General features: G+C 69.1%; 14 protein-coding genes. 4 read left to right on the forward strand and 10 right to left on the reverse strand.

Annotation, left to right across the window (positions count from 1 at the left end; translation table 11 throughout):
• Positions 1-13: 13 nt before the first annotated feature.
• Together A3M1_RS0119455 and rnr are read right to left on the reverse strand one after the other, a co-directional pair.
• Positions 14-463 carry a DUF983 domain-containing protein gene (locus tag A3M1_RS0119455; protein ID WP_018390661.1) on the reverse strand — a complete coding sequence of 150 codons (450 nt, stop codon included), beginning with the start codon at positions 461-463 and terminating at the stop codon, positions 14-16.
• Between the two features lie 18 nt (positions 464-481).
• The gene (gene rnr, locus A3M1_RS0119460; RefSeq protein WP_256379655.1) at positions 482-2,767 is read right to left on the reverse strand and encodes a ribonuclease R; all 2,286 of its coding nucleotides are present in this window, start codon (positions 2,765-2,767) and stop codon (positions 482-484) included.
• Positions 2,768-3,002: 235 nt separating this feature from the next.
• Between rnr and A3M1_RS0119465 the strand changes: the two genes are divergently transcribed.
• Positions 3,003-4,481, forward strand: coding sequence for an MDR family MFS transporter (locus A3M1_RS0119465; protein WP_018390663.1), 1,479 nt, complete (start codon positions 3,003-3,005; stop codon positions 4,479-4,481).
• A 25-nt stretch (positions 4,482-4,506) separates the two neighbouring features.
• On the opposite strand, the gene topA is transcribed toward A3M1_RS0119465, so the two are convergent.
• Positions 4,507-7,179: a type I DNA topoisomerase gene (gene topA / locus A3M1_RS0119470; protein WP_018390664.1), complete on the reverse strand. Its 2,673-nt coding sequence runs from the start codon at positions 7,177-7,179 to the stop codon at positions 4,507-4,509.
• A gap of 183 nt (positions 7,180-7,362) precedes the next feature.
• On the opposite strand from topA, the gene A3M1_RS26760 reads away from it, so the two are divergent.
• Entirely contained in the window at positions 7,363-7,659 is a 297-nt protein-coding gene (locus A3M1_RS26760; RefSeq protein WP_198291194.1) for a hypothetical protein, read from the forward strand.
• 153 nt (positions 7,660-7,812) lie between these two features.
• Here the strand turns inward: A3M1_RS26760 and dprA are convergent, their stop codons facing one another.
• The 6 genes from dprA to ruvX all read right to left on the reverse strand — a co-directional run bounded on the left by dprA (position 7,813) and on the right by ruvX (position 13,363).
• Positions 7,813-8,925 (reverse strand): DNA-processing protein DprA, encoded by a 1,113-nt coding sequence (dprA, locus tag A3M1_RS0119480; RefSeq protein ID WP_018390666.1) that lies wholly within the window; start codon positions 8,923-8,925, stop codon positions 7,813-7,815.
• A 3-nt stretch (positions 8,926-8,928) separates the two neighbouring features.
• Positions 8,929-9,534 (reverse strand): glycerol-3-phosphate 1-O-acyltransferase PlsY, encoded by a 606-nt coding sequence (gene plsY, locus A3M1_RS0119485; protein WP_018390667.1) that lies wholly within the window; start codon positions 9,532-9,534, stop codon positions 8,929-8,931.
• Between the two features lie 63 nt (positions 9,535-9,597).
• Entirely contained in the window at positions 9,598-10,893 is a 1,296-nt protein-coding gene (locus A3M1_RS0119490; RefSeq protein WP_018390668.1) for a dihydroorotase, read from the reverse strand.
• Complete coding sequence (locus A3M1_RS0119495; RefSeq protein ID WP_018390669.1) at positions 10,886-11,851, reverse strand: aspartate carbamoyltransferase catalytic subunit; 966 nt, start codon at positions 11,849-11,851, stop codon at positions 10,886-10,888. Before A3M1_RS0119495 ends, A3M1_RS0119490 begins: the two co-directional genes overlap by 8 nt.
• Before the next feature lie 71 nt (positions 11,852-11,922).
• On the reverse strand, positions 11,923-12,855 hold the full coding sequence (locus tag A3M1_RS0119500) for an AEC family transporter (protein ID WP_018390670.1): 933 nt from the start codon (positions 12,853-12,855) through the stop codon (positions 11,923-11,925).
• A 25-nt stretch (positions 12,856-12,880) separates the two neighbouring features.
• Positions 12,881-13,363 carry a Holliday junction resolvase RuvX gene (gene ruvX / locus A3M1_RS0119505; RefSeq protein ID WP_018390671.1) on the reverse strand — a complete coding sequence of 161 codons (483 nt, stop codon included), beginning with the start codon at positions 13,361-13,363 and terminating at the stop codon, positions 12,881-12,883.
• A 179-nt stretch (positions 13,364-13,542) separates the two neighbouring features.
• On the opposite strand from ruvX, the gene A3M1_RS0119510 reads away from it, so the two are divergent.
• Positions 13,543-14,247 (forward strand): metal-dependent hydrolase, encoded by a 705-nt coding sequence (locus A3M1_RS0119510; RefSeq protein ID WP_018390672.1) that lies wholly within the window; start codon positions 13,543-13,545, stop codon positions 14,245-14,247.
• Positions 14,248-14,263: 16 nt separating this feature from the next.
• On the opposite strand, the gene A3M1_RS0119515 is transcribed toward A3M1_RS0119510, so the two are convergent.
• The gene (locus A3M1_RS0119515; RefSeq protein ID WP_018390673.1) at positions 14,264-15,187 is read right to left on the reverse strand and encodes a MarR family transcriptional regulator; all 924 of its coding nucleotides are present in this window, start codon (positions 15,185-15,187) and stop codon (positions 14,264-14,266) included.
• Between the two features lie 113 nt (positions 15,188-15,300).
• Between A3M1_RS0119515 and A3M1_RS0119520 the strand changes: the two genes are divergently transcribed.
• Complete coding sequence (locus A3M1_RS0119520; RefSeq protein WP_018390674.1) at positions 15,301-15,627, forward strand: hypothetical protein; 327 nt, start codon at positions 15,301-15,303, stop codon at positions 15,625-15,627.
• Positions 15,628-15,640 lie beyond the last annotated feature (13 nt).

Raw genomic sequence — 15,640 nt, forward strand, 5'->3', positions numbered from 1 at the left:
CCAATGCGGACGATCAGGAGCGCTTGCCGGCGGGAACGGCGTCGATCTGCCGGCTGGGGGGCAGCGCCTCGCGCTCGGAATCGGTCGGGTCGAACCCATGCATGTGCAGCGCCCATTGATAGGCGATGAGTGCGCCCTTCACCGGCGGCAGCAGCAGCAGCGACAGCAGCAGGGTCATCGGCAGCCAGACGATGAGGTGGATCCACACAGCCGGGTGCAGCGCCATCTCCACCGCCAGCAGCAGCGGCACGACGATATGGCCGACAATGGTGATGACCATATAGGGCGGCGCGTCGTCGGCGCGGTGGTGCCACAGTTCCTCGCCGCACTCCGGGCAGTGCTCGTTCACCTTGAGATAGGCGCCGAACATCGCGCCCTTGCCGCAGGCGGGGCAGCGCAGGCGCAGGCCGTTCATCATCGCCGGGCCGACCGGGCGGTGGGGCTGGTGGGACTTGTCCTTCATGGCGGGGCGCCTCCGGCGCTATTTGCGCTTGCCGATGCGCTTGGGTCCATGGGGGCGCGACTCCGGCCTGCCATAGCGCCCGCGCGCACCACCGGGCCGGCGCTTGTCGGGCGTTACGTGCCTGCCCTCAGATAGTAGCTCGAACCGCAGCGCGCCAGCCACCGGCGCGGCTTCCACGAGCTTCACTTCGACGCGGTCGCCGAGCCGGTGCATCTCGCCCGTGCGCTCGCCGATGAGGGCATGGCGCACCTCGTCATAGCGAAAATAGTCCTGGCCGAGCGTGACGGCGGGGATGAAGCCGTCCGCGCCTGTCTCGTTGAGGGCGACAAACAGCCCGGCCTTGGTGACGCCTGAGATGCGGGCCTTGAAGGTGGCGCCGATCTGCTCGGCCATATGGTGGGCGATCAGCCGGTCAATCGTCTCGCGCTCGGCCGCCATCGCCCGGCGCTCGCTGGCGGAAATGCGCGCCGCGATCTCCGCCAGCTGCTCGGGTGTCACGGTCTCCGGCAGGCCGTCCCGGCCGAGACCCAGCGCCCGCACCAGCGCCCGGTGCACGATGAGGTCGGCATAGCGGCGGATCGGCGAGGTGAAATGGGCGTAGCGGCGCAGATGCAGGCCGAAATGGCCGTAATTGTCGTTGGCATATTCCGCCTGCGCCTGGCTGCGCAGGATCACCTGGTTCACCAGCGGCGCCAGCTCCGAGCCGGCGACGCGGGCGAGAATGTCGTTGAACTGCGCCGGCCGCACGGCGTCGGTCTTCGGCAGCTTGATGTCGAGCGTCTGCAGAAAGTCGCGCAGGCCCGACATCTTCTCCAGCGAGGGCTGGTCGTGCACGCGGTAGATGAGCGGAATGTGCTTTTCTTCCAGCGTCTCGGCGGCGGCGACATTGGCGAGGATCATGAACTCCTCGATCAGCCTGTGCGCGTCGAGCCGCTCCGGCACGATCACCCGGTCGACCGTGCCGTCGGGCTTCAGCAGGATCTTGCGCTCGGGCAGGTCGAGATCGAGCGGCGCGCGGGCCTCGCGGGCCTGCTTCACCGCGCCATAGGCGGCCCAGAGCGGGCGCAGCACGTCGTCCAGCAGCGGCGCGGTCGTCTCGTCAGTATGACCATCAATGGCCGCCTGCGCCTGCGCATAGGCGAGCTTGGCGGCCGAGCGCATCATGATGCGGTGGAAGGCATGGCGCTTCTTGCGACCGTTGGCGCCGATCACCATCCGCACCGCCAGCGCCGGGCGGTCCTCGTTCGGGCGCAGCGAGCACAGATCGTTGGAAATGCGCTCGGGCAGCATCGGCACGACGCGGTCGGGGAAATACACCGAATTGCCGCGCGCCAGCGCCTCGCGGTCCAGCCCGCTGCCGGGGCGGACATAGGCCGCGACATCGGCGATGGCGACGGTGACGATGAAGCCGCCCTCATTGTCCGGGTCGAGGTCCGCCGTCGCGTGCACCGCGTCGTCATGGTCCTTGGCATCGGGCGGGTCGATGGTGAGCAGCGGCAGCTCGCGCCAGTCCTCGCGCCCTGCCAGCGTGGCGGCGCGCGCCGCCTCCGCTTCCACCAGCGCCTCGCGCCGGAAGACGCTGGGAATGCCATGGGCATGAATGGCGATCAGGCTGATCGCCTTTTCCGTCGATACCGAGCCGAGCCGCTCCTTCACCTTGGCGGTGGGCAGGCCATAGGCGTGGTGGCGGACGATTTCGACCGAGACGAGGTCGCCCTCCTGCGCGTCGCCGGCGAAATCGGGCGGAATGGCGAGTTCGCGGCCCATATTGCGCTTGTCGATAGGAATCAGCCGTCCGCCGCCCTGCGCATCGCGGCGGTAAATGCCGAGGGTGAGGGCGCGGGCCTTCTCCAGCAGCTTGAGCACGACGCCATTGTGGCGGATCGCGCCGTCCGCCTCGGGGATTTCCTCGGTCTTCAGCAGCACACGGTCGCCGAGCGTGGGCGCGGGACCGGCCAGCCTGCCGCGACGGGCAAGGCGCACCAGTATGCGCGGGGCCGGGCCATTCTCGTCCTCGTCCCAGTCCACCGGCGTGGCGATCAGTTCGCCATCCTCGTCGCGCTCGACGATTTCCGACATCACCACGGCGGGGAGGGCGCCGGGCAGGTGAATCTTGCGGCGCTTGGTTCCCAGCACGCCTTCATCGGCCAGTTCGCGCAGCAGCGCCTTGAGCGCGATGCGGTCGCCACCGTCGAGGCCGAAGGCGCGCGAAATGTCCCGCTTGCCGACATCGCCGCCATGCGCCGCGATGAACGCCATCAACTCCTCGCGACCGGGCAGCCCCCGGGTGAGGCCGGCTGGCAGGGTCGGACGGGCGGGCTTGCGCCCTTTGGCTTTTATTGGCTTACGCACGATTCACCGCGTGTGGGAGGGGCGACCCAAGGCTAACGGCATCGACGCCTCGCGTCGACCGGGGCGGCCACCTTCCCCTCGGGCAAGCATTCGAGATGGCTTGCGAGATGGCTTGCATTTCGCCCCTGATGGGACAAGTTTGCCGGCCTTTCGCGGCGCATCGAGGCGCCGATCTGGATTCTATACCATGGATGCCCGTTCGTCCGAGGCCGCCGACGCCCCGCTTTCCCATGCCGATATCCGCGTTATCGTGATTGGCGTCATGGTCGCGATGTTTCTGAGCGCGCTGGACCAGACCATCATCGCCACGGCGCTGCCGACGATCGGGGCAGGCTTCGGCGACCTCGAAAATCTCTCCTGGGTCGTCACCGCCTATCTGCTCACCGGCACCGCCGTGACCCCGCTGGTCGGCAAGCTGGCGGATATTCACGGTCCGCGCCCGGTGCTGCTGGTGGCCATCGGCACCTTCCTCATCGGCTCGGTGCTGTGCGCCACCGCCCAGAGCATGCCCTGGCTGATCGTGGCGCGGGCGGTGCAGGGGCTGGGCGGCGGCGGGCTGATCGCTTTGGCGCAGACCATCATCGGCCTGCTGATCGCGCCGCGCGAGCGTGGCCGCTACCAGGGCTATTTTGCCATCGTCTTCATCACCTCAAGCATCGCCGGGCCGATCCTCGGCGGCTTCTTCGCCGAGCATCTGCACTGGTCGCTGATCTTCTGGATCAACGTGCCGCTCGGCCTTGTGGCGGCACTGATGAGCGACCGGGCGCTGCGGCGCCTGCCGGCGCACCATCATCCGCACCGGCTCGACATTCTCGGCGCGCTCTTGATGTGCGCGGGCACCGTCGCGCTGCTGATGGCGCTGAGCTGGGGCGGCACCTACTTCCCCTGGCTCTCGCTGCCGGTGTTCGGCCTTCTGGCGGCGGCGGTGCTGCTGTGGATCGGCTTCGCCTTCCGCGTGGCGACGGCGAGCGAGCCGCTGGTTCCGCTTGCGGTGCTGTCCAACCAGGTGGTGCGCACCGGCGTGCCCTCGGCCGCCTTCGCCATGGGCACGCTGGTCGGTCTCTCCATCCAGATGCCGCTGTATCTGGAGGGGGTGATGGGGCTGACCGCCTCGGAATCCGGCGTGGCGCTGATTCCGCTGATGGCCGGCGTCGTGGTCGGGGCGACGGGCGCGGGGCGGGTGATGGGGCATTTCACCCATTACAAGCGCCTGCCGATCGTCGGGCTGCTGGCGAGCATCGTGGCGCTGGGCGTATTGGCGCTGTGGCCGCTGGGTCTGCCGATCTATGCCGTCGGGGCGGCGATGGGCGTCGCCGGGATGGGCCTCGGCACGGTGCTGCCGGTCTCGACCGTGGCGATCCAGAACGCGGTGCCGCTGCCGCAAATGGGCACCGCGACCGGGGTGGTGAACCTGTTCCGCTCGCTCGGCGCGGCCGTGCTCACCGCCGGCTTCGGTGCCCTCGTCATCGGGCTGTCCGGCATTGAGAGCAGCGCGCTGCTGGAGCGGCTGCTGGAGGGGCGGGCGCAGGTGGCCCCGCTCGCCGGCGCGTTCCGCTGGGTGTTCGTCGCGGCGGCGTGCTCGCTGCTGGTGTCGCTGATCGCCATGATCGCGATGGAAGAGCGGCCGCTGCGCTCGGGCCACGCCCCGGCGCCCCTGCCGGACTGATCCGGCGGGGGTGGGACGCGGGCGCTCAGGCGCCCGCCGCTTTCTTGGCCGGGGCCTTCTTGGCAGCAGGCTTTTTCGCGGCGGTTTTTTTGGTAGCGGTCTTCTTGGTGGCCGGCTTCTTGGCCGCCGTCTCGCCATCGGCTGCCTTGGCCGCCGCCCGCCGCGCGGGCTTGGCCGGCATCGTGCCGGCCTTGGCGGTGATGAGCTCCACCGCCTGCTCCAGCGTCACCGAATCCTGCTCGATGCTTTTGGGCAGCGTGGCATTCACCTTGCCGTGGTTGACATAGGCACCGAACCGGCCCGGCCGCACGGTGATCGGCCCGCCGAGCGTGGGATGCTCGCCCAGCTCGCGCCCGCCGACCGCGCCGCGCCGGCCGGGGCCCTTGCTCTGCTTGTCGGCGATCAGCGCCACCGCGCGGTTGAGGCCGATGGCGAGGATGTCGTCGCCCGGCTCGATATTGGCGTAGGTCTTGCCGGTCTGGACATAGGGGCCGAAGCGGCCAATGCCGGCGAGGATCGGCTCGCCGCTCTCGGGATGAAGCCCGATCTCGCGCGGCAGCGAGAGCAGCGACAGCGCCGTTTCGAGATCGACATCGGCCGGCGCGAGCCCCTTCGGCAGGCTGGAGCGCTTGGGCTTCTCGCCGTCCTTGGCCTCGCCGAGCTGCAGATAGGTGCCGAAGCGGCCGGCGCGGATCGTCACCTCCAGCCCGGAGGCCGGATCGGTGCCGAGCACGCGGGTGCCATTGGCGTCGCCGCCATTCTCGTCGTCGCCGCCCTGCGCCGCCAGCGGGCGGGTGTATTTGCACTCGGGATAGTTCGAGCAGCCGATGAAGGCGCCGAACTTGCCGACCTTCAGCGACAGCCGGCCGGTGCCGCAGGTGGGGCAGATGCGCGGATCGGCGCCGTCTTCCCTCGGCGGGAAGATGTGCGCGGTCAGCATGCCGTCGAGCGCCGAGATGACGTCGGAGACGCGCAGCTCCTTGGTCTCTCCCACCGCCGCCGTGAAGTCGCGCCAGAAGTCCCGCAGCACGTCCTTCCACTGCAGCTCGCCATTGGAGATGCGGTCGAGCTTCTCTTCCAGGTCCGCCGTGAAGTCGTATTCGACATAGCGGTCGAAGAAGCTCTCCAGGAAGGCGGTGACGAGGCGTCCCTTGTCCTCCGGCACCAGCCGGCGCTTGTCGAGCTTCACATATTCACGGTCGCGCAGCACGGCGAGCACGGAGGCATAGGTCGAGGGGCGACCGATGCCGAGCTCTTCCATGCGCTTGACCAGCGAGGCTTCGGAATAGCGCGGCGGCGGCTCAGTAAAGTGCTGGTCGGCCTTGATGCCCTTATTGGCGAGCGCCTCGCCCGACGACATGGCCGGCAGGCGGCGGCTCTCTTCATCGTCCTCGTCGTCGTCGCTGCTCTCGCGGTAGACGGTGAGGAAGCCGTCGAACTTCACCACCGTGCCGGTGGCACGCAATTCCAGCGCGCGCCCAGCGGCGGCAGCCTCGATATCGACCGTGGTGCGCTCCAGCTCGGCCGATTCCATCTGGCTGGCGATGGTGCGCAGCCAGATCAGCTCATAGAGCTTGGCCTGGTCGGGCTCCAGCTGGCGGGCGACATCGCGCGGCCGGCGCGCGAGTTCGGTCGGGCGGATCGCCTCATGGGCTTCCTGCGCGTTCTTGGCCTTGGCGGTGTATTTGCGCGGGGCGGAGGGCACGTAGCGCTCGCCATATTCGCGGCCGATCACAGTGCGCGCTTCAGCCACCGCTTCCGGCGCCATGTCGACGCCGTCGGTTCGCATATAGGTGATGAGGCCGACGGTTTCGCCGCCGACATCGATGCCTTCATAGAGCCGCTGCGCGATCCGCATGGTGATCGCCGGCGCGAAGCCGAGCTTGCGGCTCGCCTCCTGCTGCAGGGTCGAGGTGGTGAAGGGCGGCGAGGGATGCCGGCGCGCCGGCTTGGCCTCGACGGAGCGCACCTTGAAATCGGCGCGTTCCAGCGCGGCGCGGAAATCCTTGGCTTCCGCCTCGGTGCCCACGTCCAGCCGGGTGATCTTCTTGCCGTCGGCACCGACGAGGCGGGCCTCGAAGGTCTCCTGCCGGGGCGTCGCCAGCTGGGCGGCGATCGACCAGTATTCGCGCTTGACGAAGGTTTCGATCTCGCGCTCGCGGTCGCAGACGAGGCGCAGCGCCACCGACTGCACGCGGCCGGCCGAACGGGCGCCAGGCAGTTTGCGCCACAGCACCGGGGACAGCGTGAAGCCGACGAGATAGTCGAGCGCCCGGCGGGCGAGATAGGCATCGACCAGCGCCGCGTCGATGATGCGCGGGTGCTTCATCGCCTCCAGCACCGACTGCTTGGTGATGGCGTTGAACACCACGCGCGAAACCGGCTGGTCCTTGAGCGCCCGCTTTTCCTTCAGCACTTCCAGCACGTGCCAGGAAATCGCCTCGCCTTCGCGATCCGGATCGGTGGCGAGGATAAGGCCATCCGCCCCCTTCACCGCCTTGGCGATATCGGACAGCCGCTTCTGCGCCTTGGGATCGACATCCCAGAGCATGCGGAAATCATCGTCGGGATTGACGGAACCGTCCTTGGCCGGAAGGTCGCGTACGTGCCCATACGAGGCGTAAACCTCGTAGCCCGATCCGAGATATTTATTGATCGTCTTCGCCTTTGCAGGCGATTCGACGATGACGACCTGCATGTGCGCGCCACGTCCGTTGAGGGTCCAGCCCGAAGAGGCGGGAAAATGGGGTAGTGGCCCCGGTGTGTCAAATGGCAAGCAGGACCCGTGCCGCCGCGCCTGCCGGTGAGCAGGGTCTACGACCGCGATGCGGGAGGGTTTCCGGCCAAACAGCCGGCAAAGTGGAGGACGCAATGCGACCGAATGCAGCTTGTGGTCGTATTTGTTTCAAAAATGCACGCAATGATCGTGACAGGCGCCGCGCCTGTGCTACTTTTTTGGCGCTGGCCATTCAGCAACGGACGCCCCGACGTGACTGAAAATGACTGCGTGCGTGCGCCTGCCAAGGACGCGGCCGACTACATCGCCACCCTCGCCCACGAGCTGGCCAGCATGGCGGCCAGCAACCGGCTGGACGTGCTGCGCTATCTCCTGGAAATGGCGCGAGACGAGGCACGATCCGTGGTGCGGGGCGAGCCGGAGCCGCGTGACGGCGGTTGAAACCGCGCCGGGCCGCTGCTCTACAGCCGGAGCGGGTGTAGTGCCGGCGCTCTGGAGCACGTCCGGTGAAAATCAGTTCACCGTACGTCCTCCGGCTTCTTGTTTTACGCATTCTCTTCCCGCGAACCTGAACCCGCTTCGCGCGAAAATCTCCTAGACGAGCAGTGAGACGCTGCCGTCGCGGTGGCGCTCCAGCCGGCCGGCCAGCTCCAGTTCGAGCAGCAGAATCTGCACATCGCTTACCCGGGCGCCCGACAGGACGACGAGGTCGTCGACCTGCAGCGGCGACGGGCCGAGAAGGCTCAGGATCTGAGCCCGCAGGTCGTCGCTCGGCTCGCCGGCATCCAAGGCGAGCGTATCTTCTTCGAGCGCCAGAGGCGGTGGCCGGTCGCGCAGCAGGGTGAGCACTTCCAGCACATCCTCGGCGCCCGTCACCAGCGCGGCACCCTGCTTTATCAGCGCATTGGTGCCGCCCGCCCGTGGATCGAGCGGCGAGCCGGGAACGGCCAGCACCTCGCGCCCCTGCTCGGCGGCGAGGCGGGCGGTGATCAGCGAGCCGGAGCGTTCGGCCGCCTCGACCACGACGACGCCGAGCGACACGCCGGACACCAGCCGGTTGCGGCGGGGAAAGTCGCGGGCGCGCGGCTCCCAGCCCATCGGCATTTCCGAGAGGATGACGCCTTGCTCGGCGATGGCCTCCATCAGCGCCACATTCTCGCGCGGATAGGGCCGGTCATGCCCGCCGGCGATCACGGCGATGGTGCCGGTGGCGAGGCTCGCCGCATGGGCGGCGGCGTCGATGCCGCGCGCCAGCCCCGAGGCGACGACCCAGCCGGCGGCCCCCAGGCCGCGCGCCATGCGGGCGGTAATGGTGAGGCCGGCCCCCGAGGCGTTCCGGGCGCCGACAATGGCGACGGTCGGCCGATCAAGCAGTTCGCCACGGCCGCGCAGGGCGAGAAGGGGCGGGGCGTCGTCGATCTGGCGCAGCAACGCGGGATAATCGCTCTCGCCGAGCGCGACGAAGCGACCGCCCAACCGCGCCAGCGCCTCGATCTCGGCATCGGCCTCGCTGATGCTGGGGACGCGCGGGGCGAGCAGCCCGCCGCCCCGCCGGGCGAGGGCGGGAAGCGCGTCGAGCGCGGCAGCGGCGCCGCCGAATCGGTTGATCAGGCTGCGAAAGGCACGCGGGCCGACATTCTCGGTCCGGATCAGGCGGAGCCAGTCGCGGCGCTGTTCCGGATCGAGCTGAACGCCGCGCCCGCCCAAGCGCTATCCCTTCTTGCCGATGCGCCCTTCCGTTCCGTCCAGCAGGCGGCGGATATTGGCCCGGTGCATGAACCACAGCAGGGCGGCCAGGATCGCCAGCAGCCCGCCGGTCTGCGGCGAGCCGAGCAGGAAGGCGGCGAGCACGGTGAACACGCTCGCCACCAGGGCGGCGAGGGAGGAATAACGGGTGAGGAAGGCCACCGCGAGCCAGGCGACCGCGAACACCAAAGCCGCCGGCCAGGCCAGCGCCAGCGTCACGCCGAGAAAGGTCGCGACGCCCTTGCCGCCCTTGAAGCTCAACCAGACCGGGAACAGATGGCCGAGAAAGGCGCCCAGCGCCGCCAGCAGCGCCGCCTCCGGGCCGAGCAGCCCGCCAGCCAGCAGCACGGCGAGCGTGCCTTTCAGCGCGTCGCCAAGCAGGGTCGCGGCGGCAAGGCCCTTGCGACCGGTGCGCAGCACATTGGTGGCGCCGATATTGCCGGAGCCGATGCTGCGAATGTCCTGCGTGCCGGCGAGCCGGGTCAGGATCAGGCCGAAGGGGATCGACCCGAGCAGATAGCCCAGCAGCAGCGCGGCAAAGCTCGACAAGAGGGGCAGGGACCAGTTCATGCCTGCGACCTTACAGACTTCCCGGGGAATGCACAGATGGGCGGGTGCCCTCGGCGGTGTTCGTCACACGTATTCATATACCGTGCGGCCGGCGACGAGCGTGCGGACCACCCGGCCCTCAAACCGCGCCTCGTCGAACGGGGTGTTGCGGCAGCGCGATTTGAGGGTGAGCGGATCGAGAATCCACGCCTCATCAAGCGCCAGCAGGGCGATGTCGGCGCGCGCGCCGGGCCGCAGCGTGCCGCCGGGTAGACCGAGGCGTTCCGCCGGGCGGGTGGACATGGCGCGGATCAGCGTCATCACATCGAGCAGGCCCGCCGTGACGAGGCGCAGACCGGCGGCGAGCATCGTCTCCAGCCCCACCGCGCCGAAGGCGGCTTCCGAGAAGGGCAGGCGCTTGACCTCGACATCCTGCGGGTTGTGGTCGGAGACGATGATGTCGATCAGCCCCTCGGCGACGCCCTGCACCAGCGCGATTCGGTCCTCCTCGGCGCGCAAAGGCGGGGTCAGCTTGAAGAAGGTGCGGTAGCCGACGACGTCGCGCTCGTTCAGCGTCAGATGGTTGATCGAGGCCGAGGCGGTGACGTCGATGCCGGCGTCTTTGGCCCGGCGCAGCACTTCCAGCGAATCGGCGCAGGTCAGCGAGGCGGCGTGGTAGCGCCCGCCGGTGATGGCGGCGAGGCGCACATCGCGCTCGAACACGATGGTTTCCGCCGCCCTGGACAGCCCGGCGAGGCCGAGCCGGGAGGCGAGTTCGCCTTCATTCATAACGCCTTCGCCGGCGAGGCTCGCATCCTGGGTGTGGTGGACGATCAGCGCGCCGAAGTCGCGGCCATAGGTCAGCGCGCGGCGCAGCACCTGTGCCGAGCCGATGGAGCGGGTGCCGTCGGTGAAGGCGACCGCGCCGGCGGCGCCGAGCAGGCCGATCTCGGTCATCTCGCGGCCTTCGAGCCCCTTGGTGAGGGCGGCCATTGGGTGGACATTAACGATGGCGGTGTCGCGCGCCCGGCGCAGGATGAAGTCGACGATGGCGGGATCGTCGATCACGGGGTCGGTGTCGGGCTGGCAGATGATGGTGGTGACGCCGCCCGCCGCCGCCGCCTGGCTGGCCGAGGCCAGCGTCTCGCGGTGCTCGGCGCCCGGCTCGCCGATGAAGGCGCGCATGTCGACCAGGCCCGGAATCGCCACCAGCTGGCGGCAGTCGACGATCTCGGTATCAGGCGGCAGGCCGGCGGAGAGGTTGGGCGCGATGTCCTTGATGATGCCGTCGGCGATCAGGATGTCGCCTGTCGTGTCGAGGTCGCGCGAGGGGTCGATAAGGCGCGCCCGGGAGAGCAGGGTGGGACGGGTCTCATGCATTGGGCAGGTTTCCCGGCAGGGTTCGCGAGAGAGCGTCCAGCACCGCCATGCGGACGGCGACGCCCATCTCGACCTGTTCGCGGATGAGCGACTGGGCGCCGTCAGCCACCGCCGAATCGATCTCGACGCCGCGATTCATCGGGCCGGGATGCATCACCAGCGCGTCGGGCTTCGCAAAGCGCAGCTTGGCCTCGTCCAGCCCCCAGAAATGGAAATACTCTTTCACCGAAGGCACATAGGAGCCGTTCATGCGTTCGCGCTGCAGCCGCAGCATCATGACGATATCGACATCGGCCAGCCCGGTCCGCATGTCGCCATAGACGGAGACGCCGAAGCGCTCGATGCCCTTGGGCAGCAGGGTCGGCGGGGCGATGACCCGCACCTGCGCGCCCAGCGCCTGCAGCAGCAGGATGTTGGAGCGGGCGACGCGCGAATGGGTGATGTCGCCGCAGATGGCGACGGTGAGGCCCTGGATGCGGCCCTTGTTGCGGCGGATGGTGAGGGCGTCGAGCAGCGCCTGGGTCGGGTGCTCATGCGCGCCGTCGCCGGCATTGACCACCGCGCAATCGACCTTGCGGGCCAGCAACTCCACCGCGCCCGACGCGCTATGCCGCACGATCAGCACATCCGGGTGCATGGCGTTCAGGGTCGCGGCCGTGTCGATGAGCGTCTCGCCCTTCTTCACCGAGGAGGTGCTCACCGACATGTTCATCACATCGGCGCCGAGCCGCTTGCCGGCGATCTCGAACGAGGCCTGGGTGCGGGTCGAGGCCTCGAAGAAAAGGTTGATTTGCGTGCGCCCGCGCAGGGTGGCCCGTTTCTTCTCCACCTGGCGGTTGAGAAGCACGAACTCTTCGGCGAGGTCCAAAAGGCCGACTATCTCGTCGGGCGACAGGCCCTCGATGCCGAGCAGGTGCCGGCGATTGAGGGTGAAACTGGCGGTGGGGTTCGATGTCATATCGAAGTCGGCTGGATAGAGGCCGCGAGGGCCCTCGGCAAGAGATTTAGCGCCCGTGCGCGCTTTTTCCCTCACAGAAGCGCCACCGCGGCGATGACAAGCGGCATGGTGATGGCGGCCAGAAGTGTCTGGAGGGTCAGGATTTCCGCCAGCAGCGGCGCGTCGCCGCCCATCTGCCGGGCCAGCACATAGCCGTTCGGGGCGGAGGGGACGGCGGCGCCGACGGCGACGATCAGCAGATCGACCTCGCGCAGGCCCAGGAGAAGCCCGATCGCCACCGCGACGCAGGGGAGTATCGCGAGCTTTATCAGGCAGGTGAACCAGGTGGCGAGGCGCGGGCGGCGCAGATCCTCCAGCCGCAGCCCGGCCCCCACCACCAGAAGTCCCAGCGCCAGGGACGAACGACCGAGAATGTCGCCGAAGGTCAGGAGCACCGGCGGGATCGGCAGGTGCAGCGCGTTGATCAGCGCGCCGGCGGCGCAGGACCAGATGAACGGATTGCGCAGAATCTGCAGCACCAGCAGGCGATTGCTGGTTGAGCCATTCTCGCCATGGCGGGCCAGCACGATGACGCTGAGCGTGTTGAGCACGGGAATCATCACCGCCAGCCCGACGGCGGCCACCGCCAGCCCGCGCGGGCCGGCGAGCGAGCCGGAGACGGCGAGGGCGATATAGGTGTTCCAGCGCAGCGCCCCCTGGAACACCGAGGTGTAGCTGGGCCCGGCAAGGCCGAAGGCCCGGCAGATCGGGGCCCGCGCGAGGGTAAGCAGAGCGCCGGTCAGGGCAATGGCGCCCAGCAGCGCCGTCGAGACTTCCAGCACCGCCACCTCGCCCAGATCCGCCCGGGCGATGCTCACCACCAGCAAAGCGGGGAACAGGATGAAATAGGTCAGCCGCTCCAGCGCGATCCAGTGCGAGGCCTCGGGCAGCAGGCCGCGCTTGAGCACCGCGCCCAGCGCGATGATGAGAAAGACCGGCACCAGCGCACCGAGCACAGCGGACATGTCGGCCCGGCTCCCTGGGAACGTGTCAGCCGTTGCCGGCGATGAAGCGCAGCCGGTCCAGCGCGCCCTGCAGGATGAAGGCGGCGGCCTGCTGGTCCACTACTTCGGCGCGGCGGGCGCGACTCATGTCCATGGCGATCATGTCGCGCTCGACGGCGGCAGTGGACAGGCGCTCGTCCCACAGGATGATCGGCAGCTCGGTCAGCCGGGCGAGGTTGCGGGCGAAGGCGCGGGAGGACTGCGCGCGCGGCCCCTCGCTGCCATCCATGTTGACCGGCAGGCCGAGAACGATTCCCACCGCGCCGCGCGCCGTGCCCAGCGCCAGAATGCGCGCCGCATCCGGGGTGAACTGCTTGCGTGCGATGGTCTCGACCGGGGCGGCGAGCCGCCGGTCGGGATCGGAGGAGGCGACGCCGATGGTCTTGGTGCCGAGATCGAGGCCGATCAGCCCGCCACGGAGGGGCAGGAGCGGGGCGGCGTCGGTGACGGTGAGGATGGGGGCGGCCATGGCGGATCGCCTAGCATGGCCACGGGCTCGGCGCCATCGCCGCGCTGGCCGGGCCAGGGGCGGGGCGGGCGAGGGGCGGGCGAGGGGCGGGCGAGGGGCGGGCGAGGGGCGGGGTTGTGCGTCGACGTGCGTGCCCTATGTTCCCCGGCGCTTCCCTTGCTCATGAATGAGGATCGGCGATGAAGATCACCTGGTTCGGCCATGCGGCGTTTCGGCTCGATTTTGCCGGGACTTCGGTGCTGATCGACCCCTTCCTGACCGGCAATCCGGCCTTTTCAGGCGATTTCGGCGACGCGACGGCTGACGTTTCGCATGTGCTGCTCACCCATGGCCATGGCGACCATGTCGGCGACAGCGTGGCGATCGCGCGGACGAACGAGGCGACTGTCGTGGCCAATGCCGACCTCGCCGGCTGGCTCGGCCAGCAGGGCGTCGCCCGGCTGGAGCCGATGAACACTGGCGGCACGGTGCATTTCGACGGCTTCACCGTGAGCATGGTGCGGGCGGACCATTCCTCCGGCATGATGGAGGACGGGCGGACCGTCTATCTCGGCAATGCCAATGGCATCATCGTCAAGGCGCCGGGCGAGCCCACGGTCTGGCACATGGGCGACACCGACATTTTTTCCGACATGGGCCTGATCGCCGAGTTGCACAAGCCTGACGTGGTGATCGTGCCGATCGGCGACCGTTTCACCATGGGGCCGGAACTGGCGGCGGTGGCGGTGTCGCGCTATCTCAGCGGCCTCACCATCATCCCGGCGCACTATGCCTCGTTCGGGCTGCTGGAGCCCGGCGCCGAGCGATTCGTCGCGCTGGTGGGCGAGGAGGCGACGGTGGTGGTGCCTGAGAAGGGCGTGCCGGTGGCGTTCGCGCGCGGCTGAGTCGGCCAAGCCCGGTTCAGGCGGCGTCGCGACGGTCGAGGGCGGCGAGGCCGGCGCGCACCGCCACCATCTGCCGCACCAGCGCCAGGGCGACGAAGTTCTCCATCGCCTCGATCAGCGCCGGCTGCGGCAGCACGCCCGGCCCGCGCCCGCCCTGTTCGTCCACCCGCCGCACCAGCCCCGCCTCGGTGGCCTCCTGGACGATGCCGACGACATGCGAGCGGGAGATACGGAACGAGCGCGCGAGCTGCGAGATCGACAGCGGCTGGCCGGTGAGCCCGATGCCGAACAGGGCCAGGGCGATCAGCAGGCCGCCGTCCCGCTCGGCGAACTGGCCGATGGCTGGAATGTCATGGGACGGACGCCAGCCCCCGCGCAGTGGCTCCAGCAGGGTGCGGACGAAGGCCGCGAGAAAGACCGGGTCGTCAAGGTGGCGCAGGCCCCGCTCGCCCTCTTCGGGCACGACCAGGGCGAGCGTGTTGAGCATGGTCCGCCAGCGCTCGCGGTGGATCGACATCAGCTTGTCGGTCACGACGAGGCGGCGGCGGCGCCCGTCGGCATCCGGCGTCGGCGCGATCATGCCGAACACCCGGAACGCGGCGACGATGGCGCCGACCCGGCCCGGGCTGCACACGTCGAGCGCCACCGCCTCCGCCTTCAGCCGGCCGGTGGTCAGGCCGGGCGCGTCCGGCGCTTCCAAATGCATGTCCATAATCAGCAAAGAGAGGACAAAGCGGCCGCGATCGTTCAGCAGCCGGGTCAGCAGCACATTGCCGCGATAGGCGTCGCTGAGATTGATCGCCGCCTGCCGCGCGATCCAAGGAAAGTCGGGGCGGGCGCGCAGCCGGGCGCGTTCCTGCGATTCGCCGGGCATCAGAGCGTCGAGCCGCCGGCGGGTGGAATCGTCGGTCCGGACCGTTGCTGCATTTCGCCCAACCATTCTTCTCATCGAAGCCTTTCGTTGCGACCAATAATCGACATTGCAGGGCGCTACAAATCGCCCAATGTAGCGTCCGGATCCCCTTGCGGGGGCCAGAACAGGACAAGATCGAAATGAGCCTCCAATCTCGCGTCTTCCCGCTTGCGCGCCGCCTCCTGCCGGCCGCCTTCTGCGGCGGGCTGCTGGTCGCTCTCGCCGTGGGCAGCTCCGCCCCCGCCGACGCAGCCGTTGTCTATTGCACCGGACCGGGCCTTCCGGTCGGATGCGTGGTTCGTCCGACTCCCTATGTCGCGCCGGCTGCCCGGGCGACCGTCTACTGCACCCGCCCCGGCTTTCCCGCCGGCTGCACTGCTGGCGCCAACGCCAATGCGCGTGCCGTCGCGCGCCCCGGCCCGGGCGTTAACGTGAATGGCGGCGTCAACCGCGCTGGCGTGCGCTGAACCCTATTCTACC

The sequence above is a fragment of the Ancylobacter sp. FA202 genome, assembly GCF_000380205.1.
Lineage (GTDB): Bacteria > Pseudomonadota > Alphaproteobacteria > Rhizobiales > Xanthobacteraceae > Ancylobacter.